The sequence below is a fragment of the Actinomadura luzonensis genome, assembly GCF_022664455.2.
GTDB lineage: Bacteria > Actinomycetota > Actinomycetes > Streptosporangiales > Streptosporangiaceae > Nonomuraea > Nonomuraea luzonensis.
Genome location: NZ_JAKRKC020000002.1, coordinates 2,020,263 through 2,041,182 on the forward strand (window position 1 = coordinate 2,020,263; position 20,920 = coordinate 2,041,182).

Sequence of the window (20,920 nt, forward strand, 5' to 3'; positions counted from 1 at the left end):
GCTCCACCCAGCCGGGCGCGGCGGCCGACAGCGCTTCCAGCGCCGCGCGCACGCATTCCCCGGCCAGCTCCAGCCGGTTCAATGGGGCCCGTTGACAGGGGAGGCCGCGTTCAGCCGTGGCGGCCCGTGGTGAGGGGAGGTCGCGTTGGTGGTGGCGGCCCGTCGGGAGGGCGGGCCCCGTTCGGTGGCTGGGGCCCGCCTGGTGGGGTGGCGGCCGGGGCCGCTGGTGGTGGGCGGGTGGGTCAGCGGAGGACCGAGTACAGGGCCGTGGTCAGGGACGCGCGGGAGTCGTCCTGGTCGATGGACCACATCATCGACCCGCCCAGCCCCTTCAGCCGGATGTACGCCGCCTTCTGCACCATCATCGCCGGGTCGTCGTACGACCAGAACTCGTTGCCGTCGTACAGCCACATCGCCCCGGTCCGCAGGTCCCGGTACCGTTTGCCGGGCTTGTTCACCAGGTCCTTGTAGTCCTCGTTGCCCGGCGCCCACTTGCCGGGCGCGGGGCCGGTGGCCGGCTTGTAGAGGCCGTCGCCGCCCGCCGTCACGCCGGTCCAGCCCTGCCCGTAGGCGGGCACGCCGACGACGAGCTTGCGGCCGGGCGCGCCCCGCGACAGGTAGTCGCGTACGGTCTGGTCGACGCTGTACTTGACGGGGTTCGGGTCGCGGCGGTCGGTGAAGAGGTTGCCGTTGTGGCCGGTCTGGGGCTCCCAGGTGCCGTGCAGGTCGTACCCCTGGACGGTGGCGAAGTCGAGCTGCCTGAAGACGCGCCGCACCTCGAACCCGGCGTCGATCTTGGCGGCGGCGGCCGGCAGGAAGGCGGTGAGCTGGGCGTCGGCCGCGTACGCCGTGAGCTGCCGCCGCAGCTCCTCCACGAACAGCGTGAAGTTCTGCTTGTCCTCGGCCCGGATCACGTTGCCCTCGGCCCCGGACGAGCCCGGCCACTCCCAGTCGAGGTCGATGCCGTCGAAGACGCCGGCGCCGGCGCCCGGCTCCAGCCCCGGCAGGTCGCCGCGCAGCCACAGGCCGATGCACGACTGTGCGAGCCTGGCCCGCGACTCGGCGGTGAGCACGGCGTCGGAGAAGTACTTGGAGCCGGTCCAGCCGCCGAGGGAGATCAGCACCTTCAGCCCCGGATGCTTGGCCTTGAGCTTGCGCAGCTGGTTGAGGTTGCCGTTGAGCGCCTGGCCGGGGGCGTCGGCCACGCCGTCCACGCTCTGCTCGGCCGGCACCGGCCGCTGCCAGTCGGCCCACGGGTCGGCGGAGTAGCAGGAGCTGTCGGCGCCGACGAAGCCGAAGGCGTAGTTGAGGTGGGTGAGCTTGGCGGCCGCGCCCGTGGTGTCCACGTCCTTGACGTGGTAATTGCGGCCGTAGACGCCCCATTGGATGAAGTACGCGACCCGCTTGAAGCCGGTGCGGGCGGACTCGGCCTGGGCGGGCGCGGAGATCGCCGTGAGGCCCAGTAAGAGCGAGAGCGTGATCAGGGTCTTGTTCTTCAGCGAGCGATTCACCGAGCGACTCCCGGAAGCCTCAACTCATAGGAAACTTTCCTATAAGTTGAGGTGATGGTAGAGCCGCCGTACCAGGGCGTCAACGGGCCGGGCACTCCCCGGCGACCGGCACACTGGAGGGGTGCCATCCACCCTGCCCGACGGCGATCCCGCGCCCACCACGGGCGAGCTTCCCGGCAGCGCCCTGCGCGGCCTCGGCGAGCGGCCGTTCGGCTTCTACGTCCACGTGCCGTTCTGCGTGACCCGCTGCGGCTACTGCGACTTCAACACCTACACCGCCGCCGAGCTGGGCCCCGGTGCCTCGCAGCGCGACTACGCCGACACGGTCGTCGCCGAGATCCGGCTGGCCCGCCGCGTCCTGGGCGAGCGCGAGCTGCCGGTGGAGACGGTGTTCTTCGGCGGCGGCACGCCCACCCTGCTGCCGCCCGAGGACCTGGCGCGGATCCTGGCGGCGATCGGCTCCGAGTTCGGGCTGCGGCCGGGGGCCGAGGTCACCACGGAGGCCAACCCCGAGTCCGTGGACCCCTCCTACCTGGAGAAACTGCGCCACGGCGGCTTCAACCGGATCAGCTTCGGCATGCAGAGCGCGCGCGAGCACGTGCTGCGCGTGCTCGACCGCAAGCACACGCCGGGACGCCCGGCGGCGGCCGTGCGCGAGGCCAGGCAGGCCGGGTTCGAGCACGTCAACCTCGACCTGATCTACAGCACGCCGGGCGAGTCCGACGACGACTGGCGGGCCTCGCTCGCCGCCGCGATCGAGGCCGGGCCCGACCACGTGTCGGCGTACTCGCTCATCGTCGAGGAGGGCACCCGCCTGGCGGCCAGGATCCGGCGCGGCGAGCTGCCCATGCCGGACGACGACGTCGCCGCCGACCGCTACCTCATCGCCGACGAGATGCTCACCGAGGCCGGCCTCCACTGGTACGAGGTGTCCAACTGGGCCGCCTCCGAGCAGGCCCGATGCCGCCACAACCTGCTCTACTGGACCGGCGGCGACTGGTGGGCCGCCGGCCCCGGCGCGCACAGCCACGTCGGCGGCACCCGCTGGTGGAACGTCAAGCACCCGGCCGCCTACGCCCAGCGCCTGGCCGCCGATGCCTCGCCCGCCCACGCCCGCGAGGTCCTGGACGAGGAGGACCGCGCGGCCGAGCGGCTCATGCTGGAGCTGCGCCTGGTCACCGGCTACCCCCTGAGCGAGGTGCCGCCGGCGGCGCGCCCGGTCGTGGCGGACGCGCTGGCGGGCGGGCTGCTCGCGCCCGAGCCGTTCAAGGCCGGGCGGATGGTGCTGACGCTGCGCGGGCGGTTGCTGGCCGACGCCCTCGTCAGGGACCTGCTGGTCTAGGTGATCATCCGGATGGAGAGCGGGTAGCGGTAGCGCTGGCCCTTGTTCGTGGCCACGGCCGCCTGGATGTGGAAGATCAGCGACAGCACCCAGATCACCGGGAACAGCAGGAAGCCGATGAACAGCAGCGACAGGAGGCCCGCCACGATGTAGCCGATGAACATCGTGATCTGGAAGTTCAGCGCCTCCGCCGCCTGGTCGCGGACGTAGGGGGACTGGTCCTTCTTCATCAGGTAGATGATCAGCGGGCCGAGCCAGGAGGCGAGCAGGCCGAGGAGGTGGGCCAGCATCGCCATCGTGTTGTCGTCGCTGCCGGGGCGCGGGCCGAAGCGGCCGGGGACGTACGGCTCGCCGGGGGCCTGGGCGGCGTAACCGGGGGCGTAGCCGTTGCCGTAGCCCGGCGGGGGCTGCTGGCCGTAGCCGGGGCCGTAACCGGGCGGGGGCTGCTGGCCGTAGCCGTAACCGGCCTGGGACGGGGGCTGCTGCCCGTAACCGGGCTGCTGGCCGTAGCCGTAGCCGCCTTGGGACGGCGGTTGCTGGCCGTAACCGTAGCCGCCCTGGGAGGGCGGTTGCTGGCCGTAGCCGTAACCGGGCTGGGACGGAGCCTGCTGGCCGTACCCGTAGCCGGGCTGGGAGGGCGGCTGCTGGCCGTAGCCGGGCTGGGACGGGGGTTGGTTGCCGTAGCCGGGCTGGTGGGGGCCGCTGCCGGGGTGGCCCTGGGGGATGTCCGACGGCGGGACGTAGCGCGTCGCGTCGTCATCGGCCGGCGGCTGATGCGGATCCTGGCTCATGGTGTCTCCGTAACGAAGTCGATCAGTTCCTCGACCCGGCCGAGCAGTTCCGGCTCCAGGTCGGTAAAGGTCGAGACGGCGCCGAGGATGCGCCGCCAGGCGTCGGCCGGCTCCATGCGCCAGCCGAGGGCCGCGATCACGCCTTCCTTCCACGGCACCCCGCGCGGCACCTCGGGCCAGGCGGGGATGCGCAGCACGGACGGCTTGACCGCCTGCCAGATGTCGACGAACGGGTGGCCCACCACGAGCACGTCCGGCGAGGTGATCCCGGCGGCGATCCGGCTCTCCTTCGAGCCGGGGACGAGGTGGTCCACCAGCACGCCGAGCCGCCGCCCCGGCTCGGGCCCGAACTCCGCCACGATGTCCGGCAGGTGGTCCACGCCCTCCAGGTACTCCACCACGACCCCTTCGACCCGCAGGTCGTGGCCCCAGATCTTCTCCACGAGGGCGGCGTCGTGCACGCCCTCGACGTAGATGCGGCTCTCCCTGGCGACCCGCGCCCGCAGGCCCTCCACGGCGATCGAGCCCGACGCGCTGCGCCGGGGCGCGGCCGGCGCGGCCGGCACGGGCCGCACCAGGGTCACCGGCCGGCCCTCCAGCAGGAACGCGGCCGGTGCGAGCGGGAACAGCCGCCGCCTGCCGAACCGGTCCTCCAGCGTCACGGCCTCCTTGTCGCAGGCCACGACCGCGCCGCAGAAGCCGCTGTCGGCGTCCTCCACGACCAGGTCCGGCTCGGCCGGCACCTTCGGGATCTTGCCCTTGCCGGGCCGCCGCCAGTTACCCGCCAGAACATCGCCGTCGTACACAGGGGGGACCGTAGCAAATCACCCGGCCGCCGCAAGGCGCTTGCGCGCGGAGCTGCGGCGCACCAGGACGACGACGGTGGCGATGACGGCGGCGAGCAGCCCGGCGCCGCCGGCCAGCAGCCCGGTCAGGGTGCCGCCGGCGATCCCGCTCACGGCCGACGACAGCGGCTTGCCCACGCCGTACCTGACGGTGGCGGTCCCCTCGTTGCCGCAGGTCACCTGGTAGTCGCCCTTGGCGGGGGCGTTGACCACGAGGATCTGCTCCCAGACGACGCCGTTGAGCGTGACCGTCTCCGAGCCGGTGGTCCTGGCCAGCTTGGCCTGGCCGGTGCCGCCGGAGATCTGGCAGGTGTAGTTCACGGGAGTGTCGGTGGAGATGTAGATCGCCGGCTTGTCGGCGGGGTCGGCCGTGATCGTGACGCTCTCGCCCGAGGCGAACGTCTTCGTCGGCGCGAGGTCGCTCACCCCGCCGACGACGCCGCCCACGAAGAGCACGACGCCGAGGATGCCGCACAGCACCGCCACGATCCAGGCCACCGCGACCCACCACAAGCTGGGTTTGATGGCTTTGGAATCGATTCGTGGTGGGAAGGGAGCTTGTTGGCCGTATTGTCCGTACTGAGGCGGCGGGCCGTACGGCTGCGGCGGCGTACCGAAACCAAGCTGGCCACCGTAACCGGGCTGGCCACCGTAACCAGGCTGGCCACCGGAACCGGGCTGACCCCCGTAGGCGGGCTGGCCACCGGAGCCGGGCTGGCCACCGTAGGCGGGCGGGCCTCCCTGACCGGGTGGCGGGCCGTAGCCGGGCTGAGGAGGATGTGGTTGACCGTGGTGCGGACCCTGCCCGGGCGGCGGCCCGTACGGGGACTGTGCTTCGTCCGACATGTCCGCAAGTGTGAAGCCTGCCGCTTGTAAGACGCTAGCAAGAGGATGGGAGCCGGTGTTATCGCACCCTGTGGGCGAGAGCCGTACACTTGGCACTCGGGAACACAGAGTGCTAGGCGCCGCGTTCCCCGTAAGGGCAGAGGCAGGAGGTGAGCACGTGCTCGACGATCGGAAACTGGCGGTGCTCCGCGCCATTGTCGAAGACTACGTGTCCACCAACGAACCGGTGGGCTCCAAGGCGCTGGCCGAGCGCCACAATCTGAAGGTCTCCCCGGCGACGGTCAGGAACGACATGGCCGCGCTGGAGGAGGAAGGCTACATCACCCAGCCGCACACGAGCGCGGGGCGCGTGCCGACGGACAAGGGCTACCGCCTGTTCGTCGACCGGCTCTCGCAGATCAAGCCCCTGTCGGGCGCCGAGCGCAGGGCGATCGAGACGTTCCTGGCCGGCGCCGTCGACCTGGACGACGTCGTCACCCGCACGGTGCGGCTGCTCGCCCAGCTCACCCGGCAGGTGGCCGTGGTCCAGTACCCCACCCTCACCCGCTCGACGGTCCGGCACGTCGAGCTGGTCCCGCTGAGCGACCGCCGGGTCATGCTGGTGCTGATCACCAACACCGGGCGCGTCGAGCAGCGCGTGATCGAGCTGCCCGAGGCGGTCGAGGACACCCGCATCGCGCACCTGCGCGCGGTGCTCAACTCCTGCCTCGACGGCTGCGGCCTCAGCGCGGTCCCCGAGCTGGTCGCCGACCTGCCGGAACGGCTGCCCGTGGAGGACCGGCCGGTCGTCGCGACGATCCTGTCGGTGCTGCTGGAGACCCTGGTGGAGCGGCACGACGAGAAGATCGTGTTCGCGGGGGCGGCCAACCTCGCCGGCGCCGACTTCTCGGTCGGCCTGCGTGACGTGCTGGAAGCGCTGGAGGAGCAGGTGGTGCTCATGCGCCTGCTCGGTGAGACCTCCCCCGACACCCCGTCCGCGCTGACCGTGCGGATCGGCTCGGAAAACCCGTACCTGCAGGGCACGTCGGTGGTCGCGACCGGATACGGTTCTGGCGACAACCAACTGGCCCGGCTCGGTGTGCTGGGTCCCACCAGGATGGACTATCCCGTGACGATGGGCGCCGTGCGCGCGGTGGCTCGCTACGTCAGCCAGATCCTGGCTGCATCATAAGAGGTCGATAAGTGGCAAACAGCGACTACTACGCCACCCTCGGGGTGCGGCGTGACGCGAGTCAGGACGAGATCAAGAAGGCGTACCGCCGGCTCGCCCGCGAGTTGCACCCCGACGTGAACCCCGATCCTGACACCCAGGAGCGGTTCAAGGAGATCACGCAGGCCTACGAGGTGCTGTCCGACCCGAACAAGCGCCAGATGTACGACCTGGGCGGCGACTCCTTCGGCGGCGCGGGCGGCCCCGGGGCCGGCGGCTTCGGCGCGGGCTTCCCGTTCAGCGACATCATGGACGCCTTCTTCGGCACGGCGGCGGGCGCCCGCGGCCCCCGCTCGCGGGCCAGGCGCGGCCGCAACGCCACCATCCGGGTCGAGCTCGACCTGCGCGAGACCGCGTTCGGCACCACCCGCGAGCTGGTCGTCGACACGGCCGTGCTGTGCGAGGTCTGCCACGGCTCCGGCGCCTCCCCTGGCACCCACCCCGACACCTGCGACATGTGCAGCGGGCGCGGCGAGATCTCCCAGGTCACCCGCTCGTTCCTGGGCCAGGTCATGACCTCCAGGCCGTGCCCCCAGTGTGGCGGCTTCGGCACGATCATCCGCCACCCCTGCCAGGAGTGCTCCGGCGACGGCCGGGTGCGCACCCGCCGCACGATCAAGGTCCGCATCCCCGCGGGCGTCGAGGACGGCACGCACATCCAGCTCGCCGGCGAGGGCGAGGTCGGCCCCGGCGGCGGTCCGCCCGGAGACCTGTTCCTGGAGATCGTCGAGCGGCCTCACGAGATCTTCGAGCGGCGCGGCGACGACCTCCACTGCACCGTCCAGATCCCGATGACGGCCGCCGCGCTCGGCACCGTGCTCGCGGTGGAGACGCTCGACGGCTCCGAGGAGATCGACGTCCGGCCCGGCACGCAGTCCGGGCAGGTCATCACCATGTACGGGCGGGGCGTGCAGCGCCTCAACGAGACCGGCAGGGGCGACCTGCTCATCCACGTCAACGTCGAGACCCCCGGCCGCCTCGACGCCCAGCAGGAGGAGTTGTTGCGCGAGCTGGCCAGGCTGCGCGGGGAGGAGCGCCCGCCGGGCAAGTTCGCACCGGGGCAACAGGGTTTTTTCTCACGGCTGCGCGACGCTTTCAACGGCCGGTGACGTGAGCGTTCCGGTGTTCCTCGCCCACGAGCTGGGCGACGGTCCGGAGCTGACGCTCGACGGCCCCGAGGGCCGGCACGCCGCCTCCGTGCGCCGCCTGCGCGCGGGCGAGCGGGTCGACCTCACCGACGGCGCCGGCGGGGTCGCCGAGTGCGTCGTGCGCGAGGCGCTGAAGGACGCCCTCCGCCTGGAGGTGCTGGAGCGCCGCCGGGTCCCGGCGCCCGCGCCGCGGCTGACCGTGGTGCAGGGGCTGCCCAAGGGCGACAGGGGCGAACTGGCCGTCGAGATGATGACCGAGGCCGGGGTGGACGTCATCGTCCCCTGGGCGGCCGCGCGCAGCATCACCCAGTGGAAGGGCGACAAGGTCGCCAAGGCGCTCGGCCGCTGGCGCTCCACCGCCCGCGAGGCCGGCAAGCAGGCGCGCCGCTTCCACCTGCCCGAGGTGCGCGAGCCCGCCGGCACCGCCCAGGTGGAGAAGCTGCTGTCCGGGGCGGCGCTGGGGCTGGTGCTGCACGAGGAGGCGAGCGAGCCGCTGTCGCGCGTGGAGCTGCCGCAGGAGGGCGACCTCGTGGTGGTCGTCGGGCCGGAGGGCGGCGTCTCGGCGGAGGAGCTGGACCGGTTCGGCGCGGCCGGGGCGGTGCCGGTGCTGCTGGGGCCGACGGTGCTGCGGACGTCCACGGCGGGGGTGGCGGCGGCGGCCGTGCTGCTCGCGCGCACCGGAAGGTGGTGACCCGCGGCCGCGCCCACGAGAGCCGCGGAGCGGGGGCCCCGGTCAGGCAGTGGCGGGCCCAGGTCAGGCAGTGGCGGGTCCGGTCAGACAGTGGCCGTCCCGGTCAGGGGGTGGTGGCGCCGGTGTCCAGGAGCGGGGTGGCGATGTCGGCCGGCGCCTCGGTGAAGTCGTCCGGCGGGCACTGCTCGACGGGGCACGACGACGGCTGAGCGGTCGGGTCCGCCTCGGTGGGCGCGGGCGACGGGGAGGCGGTCGGGCAGTTGTCGGGCGTCTCGACGGGCTCGCTCTCCGTCGGGCAGGCCGTGGTCTTGACCCGCGGGCTGGGCGACGGCCGGCTCGTGGAGGAGCCGGCGGTCTTGACCGGCTTGCCGGGCGACGGGGTGCGCGTCTCCGGCGGCACGACCACCGGGTTCTGCTGCGAGGCGGGCGGCGGGGGCGGCGGCTGCACCGAGCGGGTGGTGGAGGAGTTGGACGGCACCCGGTTGGTGGACTCCTGGTCGACCGGCGCGACGGGGCCTCCGTTGACGACCTGGGTGCGCAGCTCGGGCACCACCATGACGATCGTGCCCGCGACCAGCACGGCACTGGCCGCGGCGGCGCCGGCCCGCCACCAGAACAGGTTGCGGACGCCGCGCCGCTCGATGCGGGCACGGATGATCTCCAGGCCGTCCGGTGCGGGCACGACCGCGTCCGCCTCCGCGCGGAGCGCACGGCGCAACAGGTCGCCGTGCTCGTCGGGGGGATGGGTCATGACATTTTCTCCAGGACGGATCGCAACGCGGCCATGCCACGGGCGGTGTGGCTCTTGACCGCGCCCTTGCTGATGCCCATGGCGTGAGCGATCTCAGCTTCGGACAGATCACCGTAATACCGCAGAACCAGTGCCTCTCTCTGCCGGGTCGGCAGAGCTCGTAACGCCTCGATGACGGCGGACCGTTCCAGCTCGCCGATCGCGCCGTTCTCGGCACTGGGGGCGTCCGGCAGGCCCTTGGGGGCGTACTTCTCGACGACCGCGCGGTGGCGCAGCACGGACCGCGAGCGGTTGACGACGGACTGACGGAGGTAGGCGAGTGCTTTGTCGGGGTCGCGCAGCCTGCGCCAGGCGCCGTGGATGGCGACGAACGCGTCCTGCACGACCTCCTCGGCGGTCGCGATGTCGCGCACCAGCAACACAGCGAGACGCACCAACGACCGAAAGTGCGCGCTGTAGAGCGCGGTAACGGCCATGTCGGCATCCCACTCGACCGGCACCGCCCCCATCGACCTGTCGGCCAGAAGGGTTTCGGTGGTCACATCAGTGGGACGCGCGGCCTTCCCAGACGGTTTACGCTCTTCCGGTTCTGGAGGTTTCCCCGGTTCCTTAGGGTGCATTACCCAGTCGTGTCCTCGCCAGGTGGCGCTCGCCCGACCCTGAATCGTCTTTTTTGTTGAAGTGTCGCACACTCACCCTAACCGCGTTGATCTTCCCGTGCACGACACCGCCGATTACCGATTCGCAACGGACTGGCCAACGGGAAGTGGCTCGGTATGGTGCTGCTGTGAAGGACTGCCTCTTCTGCAAAATCGTCGCCAAGGAGATTCCCGCCGAGATCGTCTACGAAACCGGCAGGACCCTGGCGTTCCGTGACATCGACCCCAAGGCTCCGACCCACGTCCTGGTGATCCCGAAGGAGCACCTCGCCGACGCCGCCGCGCTCGCCGAGGCCGACGACGGGCTCGCCGACGAGGTGCTCAAGGCCGCGCAGGCCGTGGCCGTGCTCGACCAGGTGAGCGAGAGCGGCTATCGCATCGTCTTCAACACCGGCCCGGCCGCCGGGCAGACCGTCTTCCACGCGCACGCCCACGTCCTGGGCGGCCGTGACCTGACCTGGCCGCCCGGATAGCCCGTTCCGGTGGCGCACGGGGCCGGTGGGGTGATAATGACGCGAGCAATCCGCCTGGCCCCGGATACGATGGGCGGAGAAGAACACCGAAAGAGACCGGGAGGCTTCAGGCCGCTGGCCTGCCCATGTCCGAACTACATGAATCCCGACGAACGGCACCTCCCTCGCGCACACAAGCCAAGGTGCTGATTCCGGACGAATACCCGATGGTCAGCCTCCTCGGCTCCCGCGACGAGCTGCTACGCGTCATCGAGGGCGCTTTCAGGGCCGACATCCACGTACGGGGCAACGAGATCACCGTCACCGGCAGCCCGGACGAGAGCGGCGCCGTCGTGCGCCTGTTCGAAGAGCTCGTCGAGGTGCTGCGCAGCGGCGGTGAGCTGACCCCCGACGCGGTCGAGCGCAGCATCGCCATGCTCCGCATGACCTCCGAGCGCCCCGCCGAGGTGCTGTCGCTCGACATCCTGTCCTCGCGCGGCCGCACCATCAGGCCGAAGACCGTCAACCAGAAGCGCTACGTCGACGCGATCGACAAACACACGATCGTGTTCGGCATCGGCCCCGCCGGCACCGGCAAGACCTACCTCGCCATGGCCAAGGCCGTGCGGGCGCTGCAGGAGAAGCGGGTCAACCGCATCATCCTGACGCGGCCGGCGGTCGAGGCGGGCGAGCGCCTCGGCTTCCTGCCCGGCACGCTGTACGAGAAGATCGACCCCTACCTGCGCCCGCTCTACGACGCCCTGCACGACATGGTCGACCCCGACTCGATCCCGAAGCTGATGGCCGCGGGCACGATCGAGGTCGCGCCGCTGGCGTACATGCGCGGCCGTACGCTGAACGACGCCTTCATCATCCTCGACGAGGCCCAGAACTCCTCGGCCGAGCAGATGAAGATGTTCCTCACCCGGCTGGGGTTCAACTCCAAGATCGTGGTCACCGGTGACGTCACGCAGGTCGACCTGCCCTCGGGCACGGTGAGCGGGCTGCGGGTGGTCCAGGAGATCCTCGACGGCATCCCCGACATCCACTTCGCCCGCCTGTCCAGCGCCGACGTCGTGCGGCACAAGCTGGTGAGCGAGATCGTCGACGCCTACGGCCGCTACGACGCCACACAGGCCGCCCAGGAGCCCAAGGCCATCCAGCAGCGGGGGAAGCGGCGCACATGAGCATCGAGATCAACAACGAGTCCGGCGTGGGCGTGGACGAGGAGGGCCTGGTCGCGCTGGCCGGCCACGTGCTCGGCGAGATGGGCATCAACCCGCTCGCCGAGCTGTCCATCGTCGTGGTCGACGAGGACGCCATGGCGGAGCTGCACGAGAAGTGGATGGGCGAGCCGGGCCCGACCGACGTGCTGGCCTTCCCCATGGACGAGCTGCGTCCCGGCGGCGGGGCGCGCGGCGACTCCGAGAGCCCGGCCGACCCGGCGCTGCTCGGCGACGTGGTGCTGTGCCCGCAGGTGGCCGCGCGGCAGGCCGAGGAGGCCGGTCACGCCACCTCCGACGAGCTGGAGCTGCTGTGCACGCACGGCATCCTCCATCTGCTGGGCTACGACCACGCCGAGCCGGAGGAGCACAAGGAGATGTTCGGGCTCCAGGCCCAGCTCCTGGAGTCGTGGCAGGAGGTGCGCAACCCGCGGTGAACGTGCCCTGGTTGCTCTCGGCCGTCGCTCTGGTGATCATCGGTGGCCTGATCGCCAGTGCGGAGACCGCGCTGACGCGCATCTCGCGGGTGCGGGCCGAGGAGTTCGCCCGCGAGGGGCGGCGGGGGGCGCAGCGGCTGCAGGCCATCGTGACCGACCCGCCGCGCTACCTCAACCTGCTCCTGCTGCTGCGGCTGAGCTGTGAGCTGGTGGCCACGGTGATCGCCACGCTGCTGTTCATCGACCTCATGCACGACCAGGGCTGGGCCTACGTCTGGGCCGCGGTCGTGATGATCGTGGTCAGCTACGTGGTGGTCGGCGTCATGCCCCGCACCCTCGGCCGGCAGCACGCCGAGCCGGTCGCGCTGGCGGGCGCGCCCGTCGTGTACGGGCTGACCCGCATCTTCGGCCCGCTGCCCAAGCTGCTCATCCTGCTCGGCAACGCGCTGACGCCCGGCAAGGGCTTCCGCGACGGCCCGTTCACCTCGGAGGCCGAGCTGCGCGACCTGGTCGACCTGGCCGAGGAGCGCCGGGTGATCGAGCCGGACGAGCGCGAGATGATCCATTCGGTCTTCGAGCTGGGTGACACGCTGGTGCGCGAGGTGATGGTGCCGCGCACCGACATGGTCTACATCGAGCGCGGCAAGACCATCAGCCAGGCGTTGTCGCTGGCGCTGCGCAGCGGCTTCTCCCGCATCCCGGTGGTGGGCGAGAACGAGGACGACGTCGTCGGCATCGCCTATCTCAAGGACATCGCCCGCAAGATCCACGAGTCGGGCGAGGGCGGCGGCAAGGAGCCGGTCGAGACGATCATGCGGCCGGCGGCGTACGTGCCCGAGAGCAAGCCCATCGACCAGCTCATGCGGGAGATGCAGGCCCGGCAGATCCACATCGCCATCGTCATCGACGAGTACGGCGGCACGGCCGGCCTGGTCACCATCGAGGACGTCCTGGAGGAGATCGTCGGCGAGATCACCGACGAGTACGACCAGGAGGCGCCCCGCGTGGAGCGCGTCCCCGACGGCGCGCTGCGGGTGACCGCGCGGATGCCGGTGGACGAGCTGGCCGAGCTGTTCGACACCGAGATCGAGGTCGACGACGTGGAGACCGTGGGCGGCCTGCTGGCCCACGCCCTCGGCCGGGTGCCGATCGCCGGCTCCCACGCCGAGGTGGCCGGGCTGTCGCTGACCGCGGAGACGCTGGCGGGCCGGCGCAACCGCATCAGCACGGTCGTGGTGCGCCGCGTCGTCGCGCAGGAGGAGGACGAGGCGTCGGTCCCGGCCGGCGCCGGCCAGGAGTGAGCGCGGGCAAGCGTTCTACAAGTTTTCTGCAAGCGCCTCCCGGCACTCTTTGACCACGACATCCAGTGCGGTGGGTGTCAAAGGGGGAGGCATCCGAACGCCGGGTGGGGTTCGCGGCGGGAGGATGTTTCCAGGGGGGACGACAGCGTTTCGGCCGGGTGGCCGGCTGGGACGCTGGTCGGCGTGAAGGGTGCTCCCGTCCGGCAGACCGGACGGGGGCACCCTTTTTGCGCGTCCGCGGGATGTTCATGGGCTCCGGCCGGGCAGGCTCCGCGCCAGAGGAATCGGCGCGGGGAATCAGCGCGGGGGAATCAGCGCGGGGGAATCATGAGACGAAGACCGGGGATCGTCGCCGTGGCCCTGCTCGCGGGGCTGCTGGCGGGGTGCGGGGGCGAGGGCGCGGAGAGCTTCATCGACCCGCGGGCCATGGCGCAGCTGCGCGAGGTGCTCACCAAGGAGCCGCGCCTGCCTGACGGCTTCACGCCCCGGCCGGACCAGGCGTGGCGGATGCCGTTCGGCGCGGCGCAGCGGAGCTGCCGGGCGCTGCTCGCGCCGGCCGGCGGGCACGCCCCGGGCCAGGCGCTCACCGCGCAGGCGGCGGTCAGCTACCAGGGCGACGGGCTGGGGGAGCAGGCGGCCGTGGGGCTGGCCCGGTACGCGGGCGAGGAGGCGGGGGCGCACCTGGACGAGCTGGCCAGGGCGCGCGAGGCGTGCCGGGCGGTGCGCACCTCGTCGGGCACCGACCTGCGGCTGAGTGAGCTGCCGATGCGGGACGCGGGGGACGAGGCCGTGGGCGCGCGGCTGCAGGGGCGGCTGCACGGGTACCCGTACGCGCTGGACGTGGTCTTCTCCCGGGTGGGCGACACGCTCGTGTCGGTGGTGCACGCGGGGATGAACGACGTGGACCCGGCGCGGACCCGCCAGGTGGTCGAGGCGGCCATCGCGATGGCCGGCGCTTAACCTAGAGCGCGTGACTCTCGATCCTGAAGACAGCAAGATCATCACGCTGGCGCGTTCGGCGCGGGCGCGCAACGGCTCGGCCGAGGGCGCGGCGGTGCGCGACGAGACCGGCCGCACGTACGCGGCGACGAACGTCAAGCTGGCCGCGCTCACGCTCTCGGCGGTGCAGGTGGCCGTGGCCATGGCGATCTCCAGTGGCGCCCGCTCCCTGGAGGCGGTCGCGCTGGTGACCGAGGGCGAGCCGGCCGCCGACGACACGGCGGTGGCGGCCGAGCTGGGGGTCGCCTCGCTGCTCGTGGCCGGTCCCGACGGCACCCTGCGGGGCTGACGTGCCGATGTCCCCGTTCCTGGCCAGGCTGCGGGAGAAGGTGGGCGCCGAGCTGCTCGTGCTGCCCGCGGTGTCCGGCTTCGTCTTCGACGAGGCCGGCCGCCTCCTGGTCGCCCACCACCGGGACGTGGGCCGCTGGGCGGCCCCCGGCGGCGGCGTCGACCCCGACGAGCGCCCGCAGGACGCCGTGGTCAGGGAGCTGCGCGAGGAGCTCGGCATCGAGATCGAGGTACGCGGCCTGATCGGCGTCTACGGCGGCCCCGAGTTCCGCACGGTCTACCCCAACGGCCACCAGGTCGCCTACGTCAACGTCTGTTACGCCTGCGCGATCGTCTCCGGCGTGCCCGAGCCCGACGGCGACGAGCTCACCGCCTTCCGCTGGGTCGGCGAGGACGAGCTGGCCGGGCTGGCGGTCACTCCGTCGACCCCGCAGGTGGCGCCGGAGGCGTTCGCCTGGTGGCGTGAACAGGGCCGCCGATAGGACACAATGCAGGGGTGACATCGCCAGACAGCCACCGTGCCGGATTCGCCTGCTTCGTGGGGAGGCCGAACGTCGGCAAGTCCACGCTGATGAACGCCCTGGTCGGCTCGAAGGTGGCGATCACCTCGTCCAAGCCGCAGACCACGCGGCGGGCGATCCGCGGCATCGTGCACCGCCCCGACGCCCAGCTCGTCATCGTCGACACCCCTGGCCTGCACCGCCCGCGCACGCTGCTCGGCGAGCGGCTGGACAGCCTGGTGCTGTCCACGCTGACCGAGGTGGACGTGATCGGCTTCTGCGTCCCGGCGAACGAGCCGATCGGCAAGGGCGACCGGTTCATCGCCGACAAGCTGGCGGCGGTGAAGAAGACGCCGGTGGTGGCCGTGGTCACCAAGTGCGACCTGGCCTCGCGCGAGCAGATCGCCGAGCAGCTGCTCGCGGTGTCGCGCATCGCGGAGTTCGCCGACGTGGTGCCGGTCTCGGCGCAGTCCGGCGAGCAGCTCGACGTGGTGGGCGACGTGCTGATCAAGCACCTGCCGGAGTCGCCGCCCCTCTACGAGGACGGCACGCTGACCGACGAGCCGGAGCAGGTGCTGGTGGGCGAGCTGATCAGGGAGGCGGCGCTGGAGGGCGTGCGCGACGAGCTGCCGCACTCCATCGCCGTGGTGGTCGACGAGATGATGCCCCGGGAGGGGCGTGACGACCTGCTCGACATCTACGCCCACATGTTCGTCGAGCGGCCCTCGCAGAAGGCCATCGTCATCGGGCACAAGGGCGAGCGGCTGCGCGAGGTGGGCACCAAGGCCCGCAAGCAGATCGAGGCGCTGCTCGGCACCCGCGTCTATCTCGACCTGCGCATCAGCGTGGCCAAGGACTGGCAGCGCGACCCCAAGCAGCTGCGCCGCCTCGGCTTCTACGACTGATCACCGGGCCCGGCGCAGGAGCGCGAGCAGCCCGAGGACGACGAGCGCGAGGGCGCAGGCCAGGGTGGCGAACCAGCCGCCCCTGGTCACCGGCGTGACCGACAGCAGGCCGAGGTCCAGCGAGACGCGGTCGCGCAGGCCGTGCCCCTGGAGCTGGAACAGCAGGGTGGCGGCCGTCGCCACCGCGCCGGGCAGCACCGCGAGCGCGGCGAGCCGGGGGTGGGCGAGCAGCCCGGCCAGCCCGCAGGCCAGCGCCGCGAGCCCGGCCAGCAGCGTGTAGACGCCGAGCGCGTCGTCGATGCCGCGCACCTCGCCGGCGAAGCCGGAGCCGAGCAGGCCGATCCTGGCCTCGACGCCGGCCCAGGGCAGGACCGCGCAGAACACGAGCAGCGCGGCGACGGCGGTCACGGCCAGCGGGTAGCCGCGGGCGAGGCGAGCGGGCGGAAGGCGGGCGGGCTGGAGGTCCACGAGATCAGCGTATGCCGGGTTCGCCCTCGCGGCCACGGTACGCAACGCTGTCGTCACCATCTCCGGACACCGCCGACTCGCCCCGTTCCAGGCGGGCGCGCAGCTCCACCGCGTCGGCGGCGAGGGCGGAGACCAGCGTGCCGGACGCCGCCAGCGGCAGCACCGCGACCCCGTCGGAGACCAGCGGCTCCTTCGCGGTGGCGGTGAGGAACACGGTCCCGGTGCAGCGGGCCCCGCCGAGCACGGCGGGCGAGCCGTCCAGGCCGGGATCGCCCACGGTGAGCTCCTGGCGCAGCAGCGGCCGGCCGGCGAGGGTGGCGTCGAAGCGGGTGCGGCAGCGGCCGGGCCGCTCGCCGTGCCGGCCGAGCACCAGCTCCTCGCGCCACGACACGCTCGCGCCCGGCTCCAGCTCCAGCCGGACGACCAGCCGGTGCGCGCAGCCGGCCGCGAGCACCGTCGGCTCGGGCGCGAAGCGGAGCCGCGCCCCCGCCCCCACCCGGGCGGTGACCAGCATCTCCGACTCGCCGGGGCCGGGCAGGACCAGCGTGCTCGCCACCGAGCCCAGCTCCAGCGCGGTGCCGGGGGCGAGGTCGAGGTCGAGGGCCAGGCGGTCGCCGCCGAGCGGCCCGGCGGCCGTCGAGACCAGGTGGACGGTGCGCGGGCCGGTCTGGCGCAGCGTCAGCGGCGGGGCGGAGGCCAGCCGGCGCAGGACCGTGCGCCCGCCCGGCCCGAGGTCCGTCGCCACGGCGGCGCTCGCCCGGACGGCGCTGCGGATCGGCATCACCCGGAGGTCGCGTGGGTCCGCGACCAGGCGGCGACCTGCTCGCGCACCCAGGTCGCGACGTCGGCGGCCGACGGCTCCCGGCGGATCGAGGTGAACAGCACCGGCCGCGCGCCGCGCACCGTCGCCGCGTCCCGGTCCATGACGCCGAGGTCGGCGCCCACCAGCGGGGCCAGGTCGGTCTTGTTGATCACCAGCAGGTCGGCGGTGGTGACGCCGGGGCCGCCCTTGCGCGGTACCTTGTCGCCGCCGGACACGTCCAGGACGAAGATCTGCCGGTCGGCGAGGCCCCGGCTGAACGTGGCGGTCAGGTTGTCGCCGCCGCTCTCCACGATCACCAGGTCGAGCGGCCCGAAGCGGTGCTCCAGGGTCTCGACGGCGTCGAGGTTGGCGGCGATGTCGTCGCGGATCGCGGTGTGCGGGCAGCAGCCGGTCTCGACGGCCAGGATGCGCTCGGGGTCGAGCACGCCCGTGCGGCGCAGGAAGTCGGCGTCCTCGGTGGTGTAGATGTCGTTGGTCACCACGCCGAGGGACAGCTCCGGGCCGAGGGTGCGGCAGAGCGCGGCCACCAGGGCCGTCTTGCCGCTGCCCACGGGGCCGCCCACGCCGAGGCGCAGCGCCCGGCCGTGGCCGTCCGGGGCGTGGTGGTGGTCGTCGTGGTGGGCGCCCATGTGGCTTCCCTTTCCTAGGAGACGAAGAGGCGGGTCTCGGCTCGTACGTGCTGCTCGGCCAGCAGGTCCAGGGCCGGGGCCGACGGCGCGGGCAGCTCCGCCCAGGCGGGCGGCGCGGCCGGGCGGGCGGCCACGGCGGCGAGGTCGGGGGCGAGGGCGGCGAGCGTGGCGTGCACGGCGACCGGGTCCAGGCCGAGCAGCCGGACCGCCGCCGTGGCCGGGCCGCTGACCGCGTGGTAGGCCGCCGCGAGCGCGGCCTCCCCGGCCGTCGCGCCGGCGGCGTGCGCGGCCGCGCCGAGCACGATCGGGTGGTGCGGGCTCGGCACCTCCCCGGCCAGGCCGTCCAGCACGGGGGACGGCCAGATCCGGCGGGCGACGCGGAGCAGCAGGCGGCCCTGCGTCCTGGACGCCTCCCGCTGGGCGGGGGAGGCGGTGCGGGCGTCGGCCTCGGTCTCCAGCCCCGCCCAGCCCCCGTCCCCCGTTCCGCTCCCCTCGGGGCCGGCGGGAGCGCCGGTGGAAAGGGTGGCGGCGTGGTGGGCCGCGGCGGCGGCCAGGGCGGCGGCGAGGGCGCCCGCCGTGTGCAGGCGGCCTCGCAGGAACCGCTCCAGGGACGGCACGTCGTGCACCGCCCCCGCCGCGATCGCCCGCTCGGTGCCGCCCGAATGGGCGTGCCCTCCGGCGGGCAGCCGGGAGTCGGCGAGCAGCAGCAGTCCGGTGCCCAGCGGTCCGGGGTTCGGCGGTCCGGGGTTCGGCGGTCCGGGCTTCGGCGGTCCGGGGTTCGGCATCAGAACAGGAAGTACCGCTGGGCCATGGGCAGGGCGGCGGCCGGCGCGGGCTCGATCAGCTCGCCGTCCACCCGCACCTCGAACGTGTCCGCCGCGACCTCGATCCGCGGCAGCGCGTCGTTGAGCGGCATGGCCGCCTTGCCGCGCCGCCGCACGTCCGCGACCGGCGCGAGCCGCCGCCGCACGGCCAGCCGGTCGGCGAGCCCGGACTCCAGCGCGAGCGGCGCGACGAAGTGCAGCGACGTGGCCGCCGCGGTCACCGGCGCGGCCCCGAACATGGGCCGCGGCAGCACCGGCTGCGGGGTGGGGATGGAGGCGTTGGCGTCGCCCATCTGCGCCCAGGCCACCACGCCGCCCTTCAGCACGAGGTCCGGTTTGACGCCGAAGAAGGCCGGGTCCCACAGGACGAGGTCGGCGAGCTTGCCGCGTTCGACGGAGCCGACCTCGCCGTCCAGGCCGTGCGCGACGGCCGGGCAGATCGTGTACTTCGCGACGTAGCGGCGGGCGCGCAGGTTGTCCGCCGGGCCGTCGCCGAGCGCGCCCCGGCGGCCCTTCATGACGTGCGCGGTCTGCCAGGTGCGGATGATCGTCTCGCCGATGCGGCCCATGGCCTGCGAGTCCGAGCCGATCATGGAGATGGCGCCCAGGTCGTGCAGCACGTCCTCGGCGGCCATCGTCGTCGGCCGGATGCGCGACTCGGCGAAGGCCAGGTCCTCCGGGATCGACGGGTTGAGGTGGTGGCAGACCATCAGCATGTCGAGGTGCTCGTCGAGGGTGTTGACGGTGTGCGGCCGGGTGGGGTTGGTGGAGGAGGGCAGCACGTTGGGGTAGGCGGCGACGCGGATGATGTCGGGGGCGTGGCCGCCGCCCGCGCCCTCGGTGTGGTACGCGTGGATCATCCGGTCGCCGATCGCCTTCAGCGTCGACTCGACGAAGCCGGCCTCGTTCAGCGTGTCGGTGTGGATCGTCACCTGCACCCCCGAGGCGTCGGCCACGCTGAGGCAGGCGTCGATGGCCGCCGGGGTGGAGCCCCAGTCCTCGTGCAGCTTGAAGCCCGACGCGCCGGCCCGCAGCTGCTCCAGCAGGCCCTCGGTGCTGACCGTGTTGCCCTTGCCGAGCAGCGCGAAGTTGAGCGGGTAGGAGTCGAGCGACTCCAGCATGCGGCCGAGGTACCAGGCGCCGGTCACGGTGGTGGCCTTGGTGCCGTCCACGGGCCCGGTGCCGCCCCCGACGACCGTGGTGACACCGGACCCGATGGCCTCGTCGAGGAGCTGCGGGCAGATCAGGTGGACGTGGGAGTCGACGGCCCCGGCGGTGAGGATCTTGCCGTTGCCGGACAGGATCTCGGTGGACGGGCCGATCACCAGGTCCACGCCGTCCATGGTGTCGGGGTTGCCGGCCTTGCCGATGCCGTGGACGCGGCCGTCGCGGACGCCGACGTCGGCCTTGACCACGCCCCAGTGGTCGAGGATGACCGCGCCGGTGATGACCAGGTCCATCGCGCCCTCGGCGCGGGTGGCGCGGGCCTGCCCCATGGACTCGCGGATGACCTTGCCGCCGCCGAACACCGCCTCGTCGCCGGCGCCGGCCGGGCCCATCGACAGGTCCTCGGTGACCTCGATGAACAGGTCGGTGTCGGCGAGCCGCACCCGGTCGCCGGTGGTGGGGCCGTACAGGGCGGCGTAGCGGGCCCGGCTGATCTCAGTCATCCAGCGGCCCCGCCCACTCCGGCCGCAGGCCGGGGACGATCCGGTTGCCGGCCAGCGGCACCAGCGTGACGTCGCGCTCGACGCCCGGCTCGAACCGGACGGCGGTGCCGGCGGGCACGTCCAGCCGCTTGCCCCACGCCGCGTCCCTGTCGAACTCGAGCCCCGGGTTGACGGCGGCGAAGTGGTAGTGCGAGCCCACCTGGACGGGCCGGTCGGCGGTGTTGACCACGCGCAGCGTCGTCCGCTCGCGGCCCGGGTTGAGCGGGTGGGCGCCCTCGGGGTGCGCGTACTCGCCGGGGATCACGGGATCGGCCTGTGCACGGTGACGAGCTTGGTGCCGTCCGGGAAGGTGGCCTCGATCTGCACGCTCTCCAGCATCTCCGGCACGCCCTCCATGACGTCGGCCCGGCCGAGCACCGCCCGGCCGGCCTCCATCAGCTCGGCCACGGTGCGCCCGTCCCTGGCCCCCTCCATGAGGAACGACGCGATGATCGCGGTAGCCTCGGGGTGGTTGAGCCGCAGGCCCCTGGCCTGCCGCTCGCGCGCCACCCCGGCGGCGACGTGGATGAGCAGCCGCTCCTGCTCGTGTGAGGTAAGCCGCATGGCC

Annotated in this window: 25 protein-coding genes; 12 read left to right on the forward strand and 13 right to left on the reverse strand. The window is 72.8% G+C overall.

The features are described from left to right. Nucleotides 1-242: 242 nt before the first annotated feature. A complete protein-coding gene (locus MF672_RS39855) occupies nt 243-1,511 on the reverse strand; it encodes a glycoside hydrolase family 18 protein (RefSeq protein WP_242377732.1) in 1,269 nt (422 codons plus the stop codon). A 121-nt stretch (nt 1,512-1,632) separates the two neighbouring features. Between MF672_RS39855 and hemW the strand changes: the two genes are divergently transcribed. After that, nucleotides 1,633-2,853 carry a radical SAM family heme chaperone HemW gene (hemW, locus tag MF672_RS39860; protein ID WP_242377729.1) on the forward strand — a complete coding sequence of 407 codons (1,221 nt, stop codon included), beginning with the start codon at nt 1,633-1,635 and terminating at the stop codon, nt 2,851-2,853. Here hemW and MF672_RS39865 read toward each other — a convergent pair. Genes MF672_RS39865 through MF672_RS39875 form a run of 3 tightly spaced genes read right to left on the reverse strand, consistent with a single transcriptional unit; the run spans nt 2,850 to nt 4,987 of the window. Further along, complete coding sequence (locus MF672_RS39865) at nt 2,850-3,644, reverse strand: DUF4870 domain-containing protein (RefSeq protein ID WP_242377727.1); 795 nt, start codon at nt 3,642-3,644, stop codon at nt 2,850-2,852. The genes hemW and MF672_RS39865 overlap by 4 nt on opposite strands. Continuing rightward, the gene (locus MF672_RS39870) at nt 3,641-4,450 is read right to left on the reverse strand and encodes a DUF3097 domain-containing protein (RefSeq protein WP_242377725.1); all 810 of its coding nucleotides are present in this window, start codon (nt 4,448-4,450) and stop codon (nt 3,641-3,643) included. Before MF672_RS39870 ends, MF672_RS39865 begins: the two co-directional genes overlap by 4 nt. An 18-nt stretch (nt 4,451-4,468) precedes the next feature. Beyond that, nucleotides 4,469-4,987 carry a hypothetical protein gene (locus tag MF672_RS39875; protein ID WP_247815663.1) on the reverse strand — a complete coding sequence of 173 codons (519 nt, stop codon included), beginning with the start codon at nt 4,985-4,987 and terminating at the stop codon, nt 4,469-4,471. Nucleotides 4,988-5,492: 505 nt separating this feature from the next. Between MF672_RS39875 and hrcA the strand changes: the two genes are divergently transcribed. Genes hrcA through MF672_RS39890 form a run of 3 tightly spaced genes read left to right on the forward strand, consistent with a single transcriptional unit; the run spans nt 5,493 to nt 8,384 of the window. Then, nucleotides 5,493-6,506: a heat-inducible transcriptional repressor HrcA gene (gene hrcA / locus MF672_RS39880; RefSeq protein ID WP_242377720.1), complete on the forward strand. Its 1,014-nt coding sequence runs from the start codon at nt 5,493-5,495 to the stop codon at nt 6,504-6,506. Nucleotides 6,507-6,517: 11 nt separating this feature from the next. Then, a complete protein-coding gene (gene dnaJ / locus MF672_RS39885) occupies nt 6,518-7,654 on the forward strand; it encodes a molecular chaperone DnaJ (RefSeq protein WP_242377717.1) in 1,137 nt (378 codons plus the stop codon). A 1-nt stretch (nt 7,655) separates the two neighbouring features. Beyond that, nucleotides 7,656-8,384: a 16S rRNA (uracil(1498)-N(3))-methyltransferase gene (locus tag MF672_RS39890; protein WP_242377715.1), complete on the forward strand. Its 729-nt coding sequence runs from the start codon at nt 7,656-7,658 to the stop codon at nt 8,382-8,384. Between the two features lie 103 nt (nt 8,385-8,487). Here MF672_RS39890 and MF672_RS39895 read toward each other — a convergent pair whose 3' ends face one another. Together MF672_RS39895 and MF672_RS39900 are read right to left on the reverse strand one after the other, a co-directional pair. Next, nucleotides 8,488-9,135, reverse strand: a complete 648-nt coding sequence (locus tag MF672_RS39895; RefSeq protein ID WP_242377714.1) for a hypothetical protein — start codon at nt 9,133-9,135, stop codon at nt 8,488-8,490. Then, complete coding sequence (locus tag MF672_RS39900) at nt 9,132-9,644, reverse strand: SigE family RNA polymerase sigma factor (RefSeq protein ID WP_033408433.1); 513 nt, start codon at nt 9,642-9,644, stop codon at nt 9,132-9,134. Before MF672_RS39900 ends, MF672_RS39895 begins: the two co-directional genes overlap by 4 nt. Nucleotides 9,645-9,922: 278 nt before the next feature. Here MF672_RS39900 and MF672_RS39905 point away from each other — a divergent pair, with 278 nt between their 5' ends. The 8 genes from MF672_RS39905 (at nt 9,923) to era (ending at nt 15,899) form a co-directional block, all read left to right on the forward strand. After that, the gene (locus tag MF672_RS39905) at nt 9,923-10,267 is read left to right on the forward strand and encodes a histidine triad nucleotide-binding protein (protein ID WP_242377713.1); all 345 of its coding nucleotides are present in this window, start codon (nt 9,923-9,925) and stop codon (nt 10,265-10,267) included. A gap of 125 nt (nt 10,268-10,392) precedes the next feature. Beyond that, nucleotides 10,393-11,433: a PhoH family protein gene (locus MF672_RS39910; protein ID WP_242377712.1), complete on the forward strand. Its 1,041-nt coding sequence runs from the start codon at nt 10,393-10,395 to the stop codon at nt 11,431-11,433. Continuing rightward, entirely contained in the window at nt 11,430-11,906 is a 477-nt protein-coding gene (ybeY, locus tag MF672_RS39915; RefSeq protein WP_242377711.1) for an rRNA maturation RNase YbeY, read from the forward strand. Before MF672_RS39910 ends, ybeY begins: the two co-directional genes overlap by 4 nt. Further along, on the forward strand, nt 11,903-13,207 hold the full coding sequence (locus tag MF672_RS39920; RefSeq protein ID WP_242377701.1) for a hemolysin family protein: 1,305 nt from the start codon (nt 11,903-11,905) through the stop codon (nt 13,205-13,207). Before ybeY ends, MF672_RS39920 begins: the two co-directional genes overlap by 4 nt. 327 nt (nt 13,208-13,534) lie before the next feature. Next, complete coding sequence (locus tag MF672_RS39925) at nt 13,535-14,167, forward strand: hypothetical protein (protein WP_242377698.1); 633 nt, start codon at nt 13,535-13,537, stop codon at nt 14,165-14,167. A gap of 10 nt (nt 14,168-14,177) precedes the next feature. Beyond that, a complete protein-coding gene (locus MF672_RS39930) occupies nt 14,178-14,495 on the forward strand; it encodes a cytidine deaminase-like protein (RefSeq protein ID WP_242377696.1) in 318 nt (105 codons plus the stop codon). A 7-nt stretch (nt 14,496-14,502) separates the two neighbouring features. After that, nucleotides 14,503-14,976 (forward strand): NUDIX domain-containing protein, encoded by a 474-nt coding sequence (locus tag MF672_RS39935; protein ID WP_242377771.1) that lies wholly within the window; start codon nt 14,503-14,505, stop codon nt 14,974-14,976. A gap of 14 nt (nt 14,977-14,990) precedes the next feature. Next, nucleotides 14,991-15,899, forward strand: coding sequence for a GTPase Era (gene era / locus MF672_RS39940; protein ID WP_242377694.1), 909 nt, complete (start codon nt 14,991-14,993; stop codon nt 15,897-15,899). Here era and MF672_RS39945 read toward each other — a convergent pair whose 3' ends face one another. From MF672_RS39945 to MF672_RS39975, 7 genes are read right to left on the reverse strand one after another with little or no spacing between them, the layout of a single operon-like run. After that, a complete protein-coding gene (locus MF672_RS39945) occupies nt 15,900-16,367 on the reverse strand; it encodes a hypothetical protein (protein ID WP_242377692.1) in 468 nt (155 codons plus the stop codon). 4 nt (nt 16,368-16,371) lie between these two features. Further along, on the reverse strand, nt 16,372-17,148 hold the full coding sequence (locus MF672_RS39950; protein WP_242377690.1) for an urease accessory protein UreD: 777 nt from the start codon (nt 17,146-17,148) through the stop codon (nt 16,372-16,374). Beyond that, nucleotides 17,148-17,819, reverse strand: coding sequence for an urease accessory protein UreG (ureG, locus tag MF672_RS39955; protein ID WP_242377689.1), 672 nt, complete (start codon nt 17,817-17,819; stop codon nt 17,148-17,150). The genes MF672_RS39950 and ureG overlap by 1 nt, the downstream gene beginning before the upstream one ends. Before the next feature lie 14 nt (nt 17,820-17,833). Beyond that, nucleotides 17,834-18,604, reverse strand: a complete 771-nt coding sequence (locus MF672_RS39960) for an urease accessory protein UreF (protein ID WP_242377685.1) — start codon at nt 18,602-18,604, stop codon at nt 17,834-17,836. Continuing rightward, nucleotides 18,604-20,313 carry an urease subunit alpha gene (locus MF672_RS39965; RefSeq protein ID WP_242377683.1) on the reverse strand — a complete coding sequence of 570 codons (1,710 nt, stop codon included), beginning with the start codon at nt 20,311-20,313 and terminating at the stop codon, nt 18,604-18,606. Before MF672_RS39965 ends, MF672_RS39960 begins: the two co-directional genes overlap by 1 nt. Beyond that, complete coding sequence (locus MF672_RS39970; RefSeq protein WP_242377682.1) at nt 20,306-20,617, reverse strand: urease subunit beta; 312 nt, start codon at nt 20,615-20,617, stop codon at nt 20,306-20,308. The genes MF672_RS39965 and MF672_RS39970 overlap by 8 nt, the downstream gene beginning before the upstream one ends. Beyond that, the gene (locus MF672_RS39975; protein WP_242377681.1) at nt 20,614-20,916 is read right to left on the reverse strand and encodes an urease subunit gamma; all 303 of its coding nucleotides are present in this window, start codon (nt 20,914-20,916) and stop codon (nt 20,614-20,616) included. The genes MF672_RS39970 and MF672_RS39975 overlap by 4 nt, the downstream gene beginning before the upstream one ends. Nucleotides 20,917-20,920 lie beyond the last annotated feature (4 nt).

Coding starts and splice junctions, on each gene's coding strand:
- MF672_RS39910 (WP_242377712.1), top strand. CDS start 10,393: ATGTCCGAACTACATGAATCCCGACGAACGGCACCTCCCTCGCGCACA.
- MF672_RS39950 (WP_242377690.1), bottom strand. CDS start 17,148: ATGCCGATCCGCAGCGCCGTCCGGGCGAGCGCCGCCGTGGCGACGGAC.
- ureG (WP_242377689.1), bottom strand. CDS start 17,819: ATGGGCGCCCACCACGACGACCACCACCACGCCCCGGACGGCCACGGC.
- ybeY (WP_242377711.1), top strand. CDS start 11,430: ATGAGCATCGAGATCAACAACGAGTCCGGCGTGGGCGTGGACGAGGAG.
- MF672_RS39895 (WP_242377714.1), bottom strand. CDS start 9,135: ATGACCCATCCCCCCGACGAGCACGGCGACCTGTTGCGCCGTGCGCTC.
- MF672_RS39935 (WP_242377771.1), top strand. CDS start 14,503: ATGTCCCCGTTCCTGGCCAGGCTGCGGGAGAAGGTGGGCGCCGAGCTG.
- MF672_RS39925 (WP_242377698.1), top strand. CDS start 13,535: ATGAGACGAAGACCGGGGATCGTCGCCGTGGCCCTGCTCGCGGGGCTG.
- MF672_RS39965 (WP_242377683.1), bottom strand. CDS start 20,313: ATGACTGAGATCAGCCGGGCCCGCTACGCCGCCCTGTACGGCCCCACC.
- MF672_RS39960 (WP_242377685.1), bottom strand. CDS start 18,604: ATGCCGAACCCCGGACCGCCGAAGCCCGGACCGCCGAACCCCGGACCG.
- MF672_RS39900 (WP_033408433.1), bottom strand. CDS start 9,644: ATGGGGGCGGTGCCGGTCGAGTGGGATGCCGACATGGCCGTTACCGCG.
- MF672_RS39975 (WP_242377681.1), bottom strand. CDS start 20,916: ATGCGGCTTACCTCACACGAGCAGGAGCGGCTGCTCATCCACGTCGCC.
- MF672_RS39865 (WP_242377727.1), bottom strand. CDS start 3,644: ATGAGCCAGGATCCGCATCAGCCGCCGGCCGATGACGACGCGACGCGC.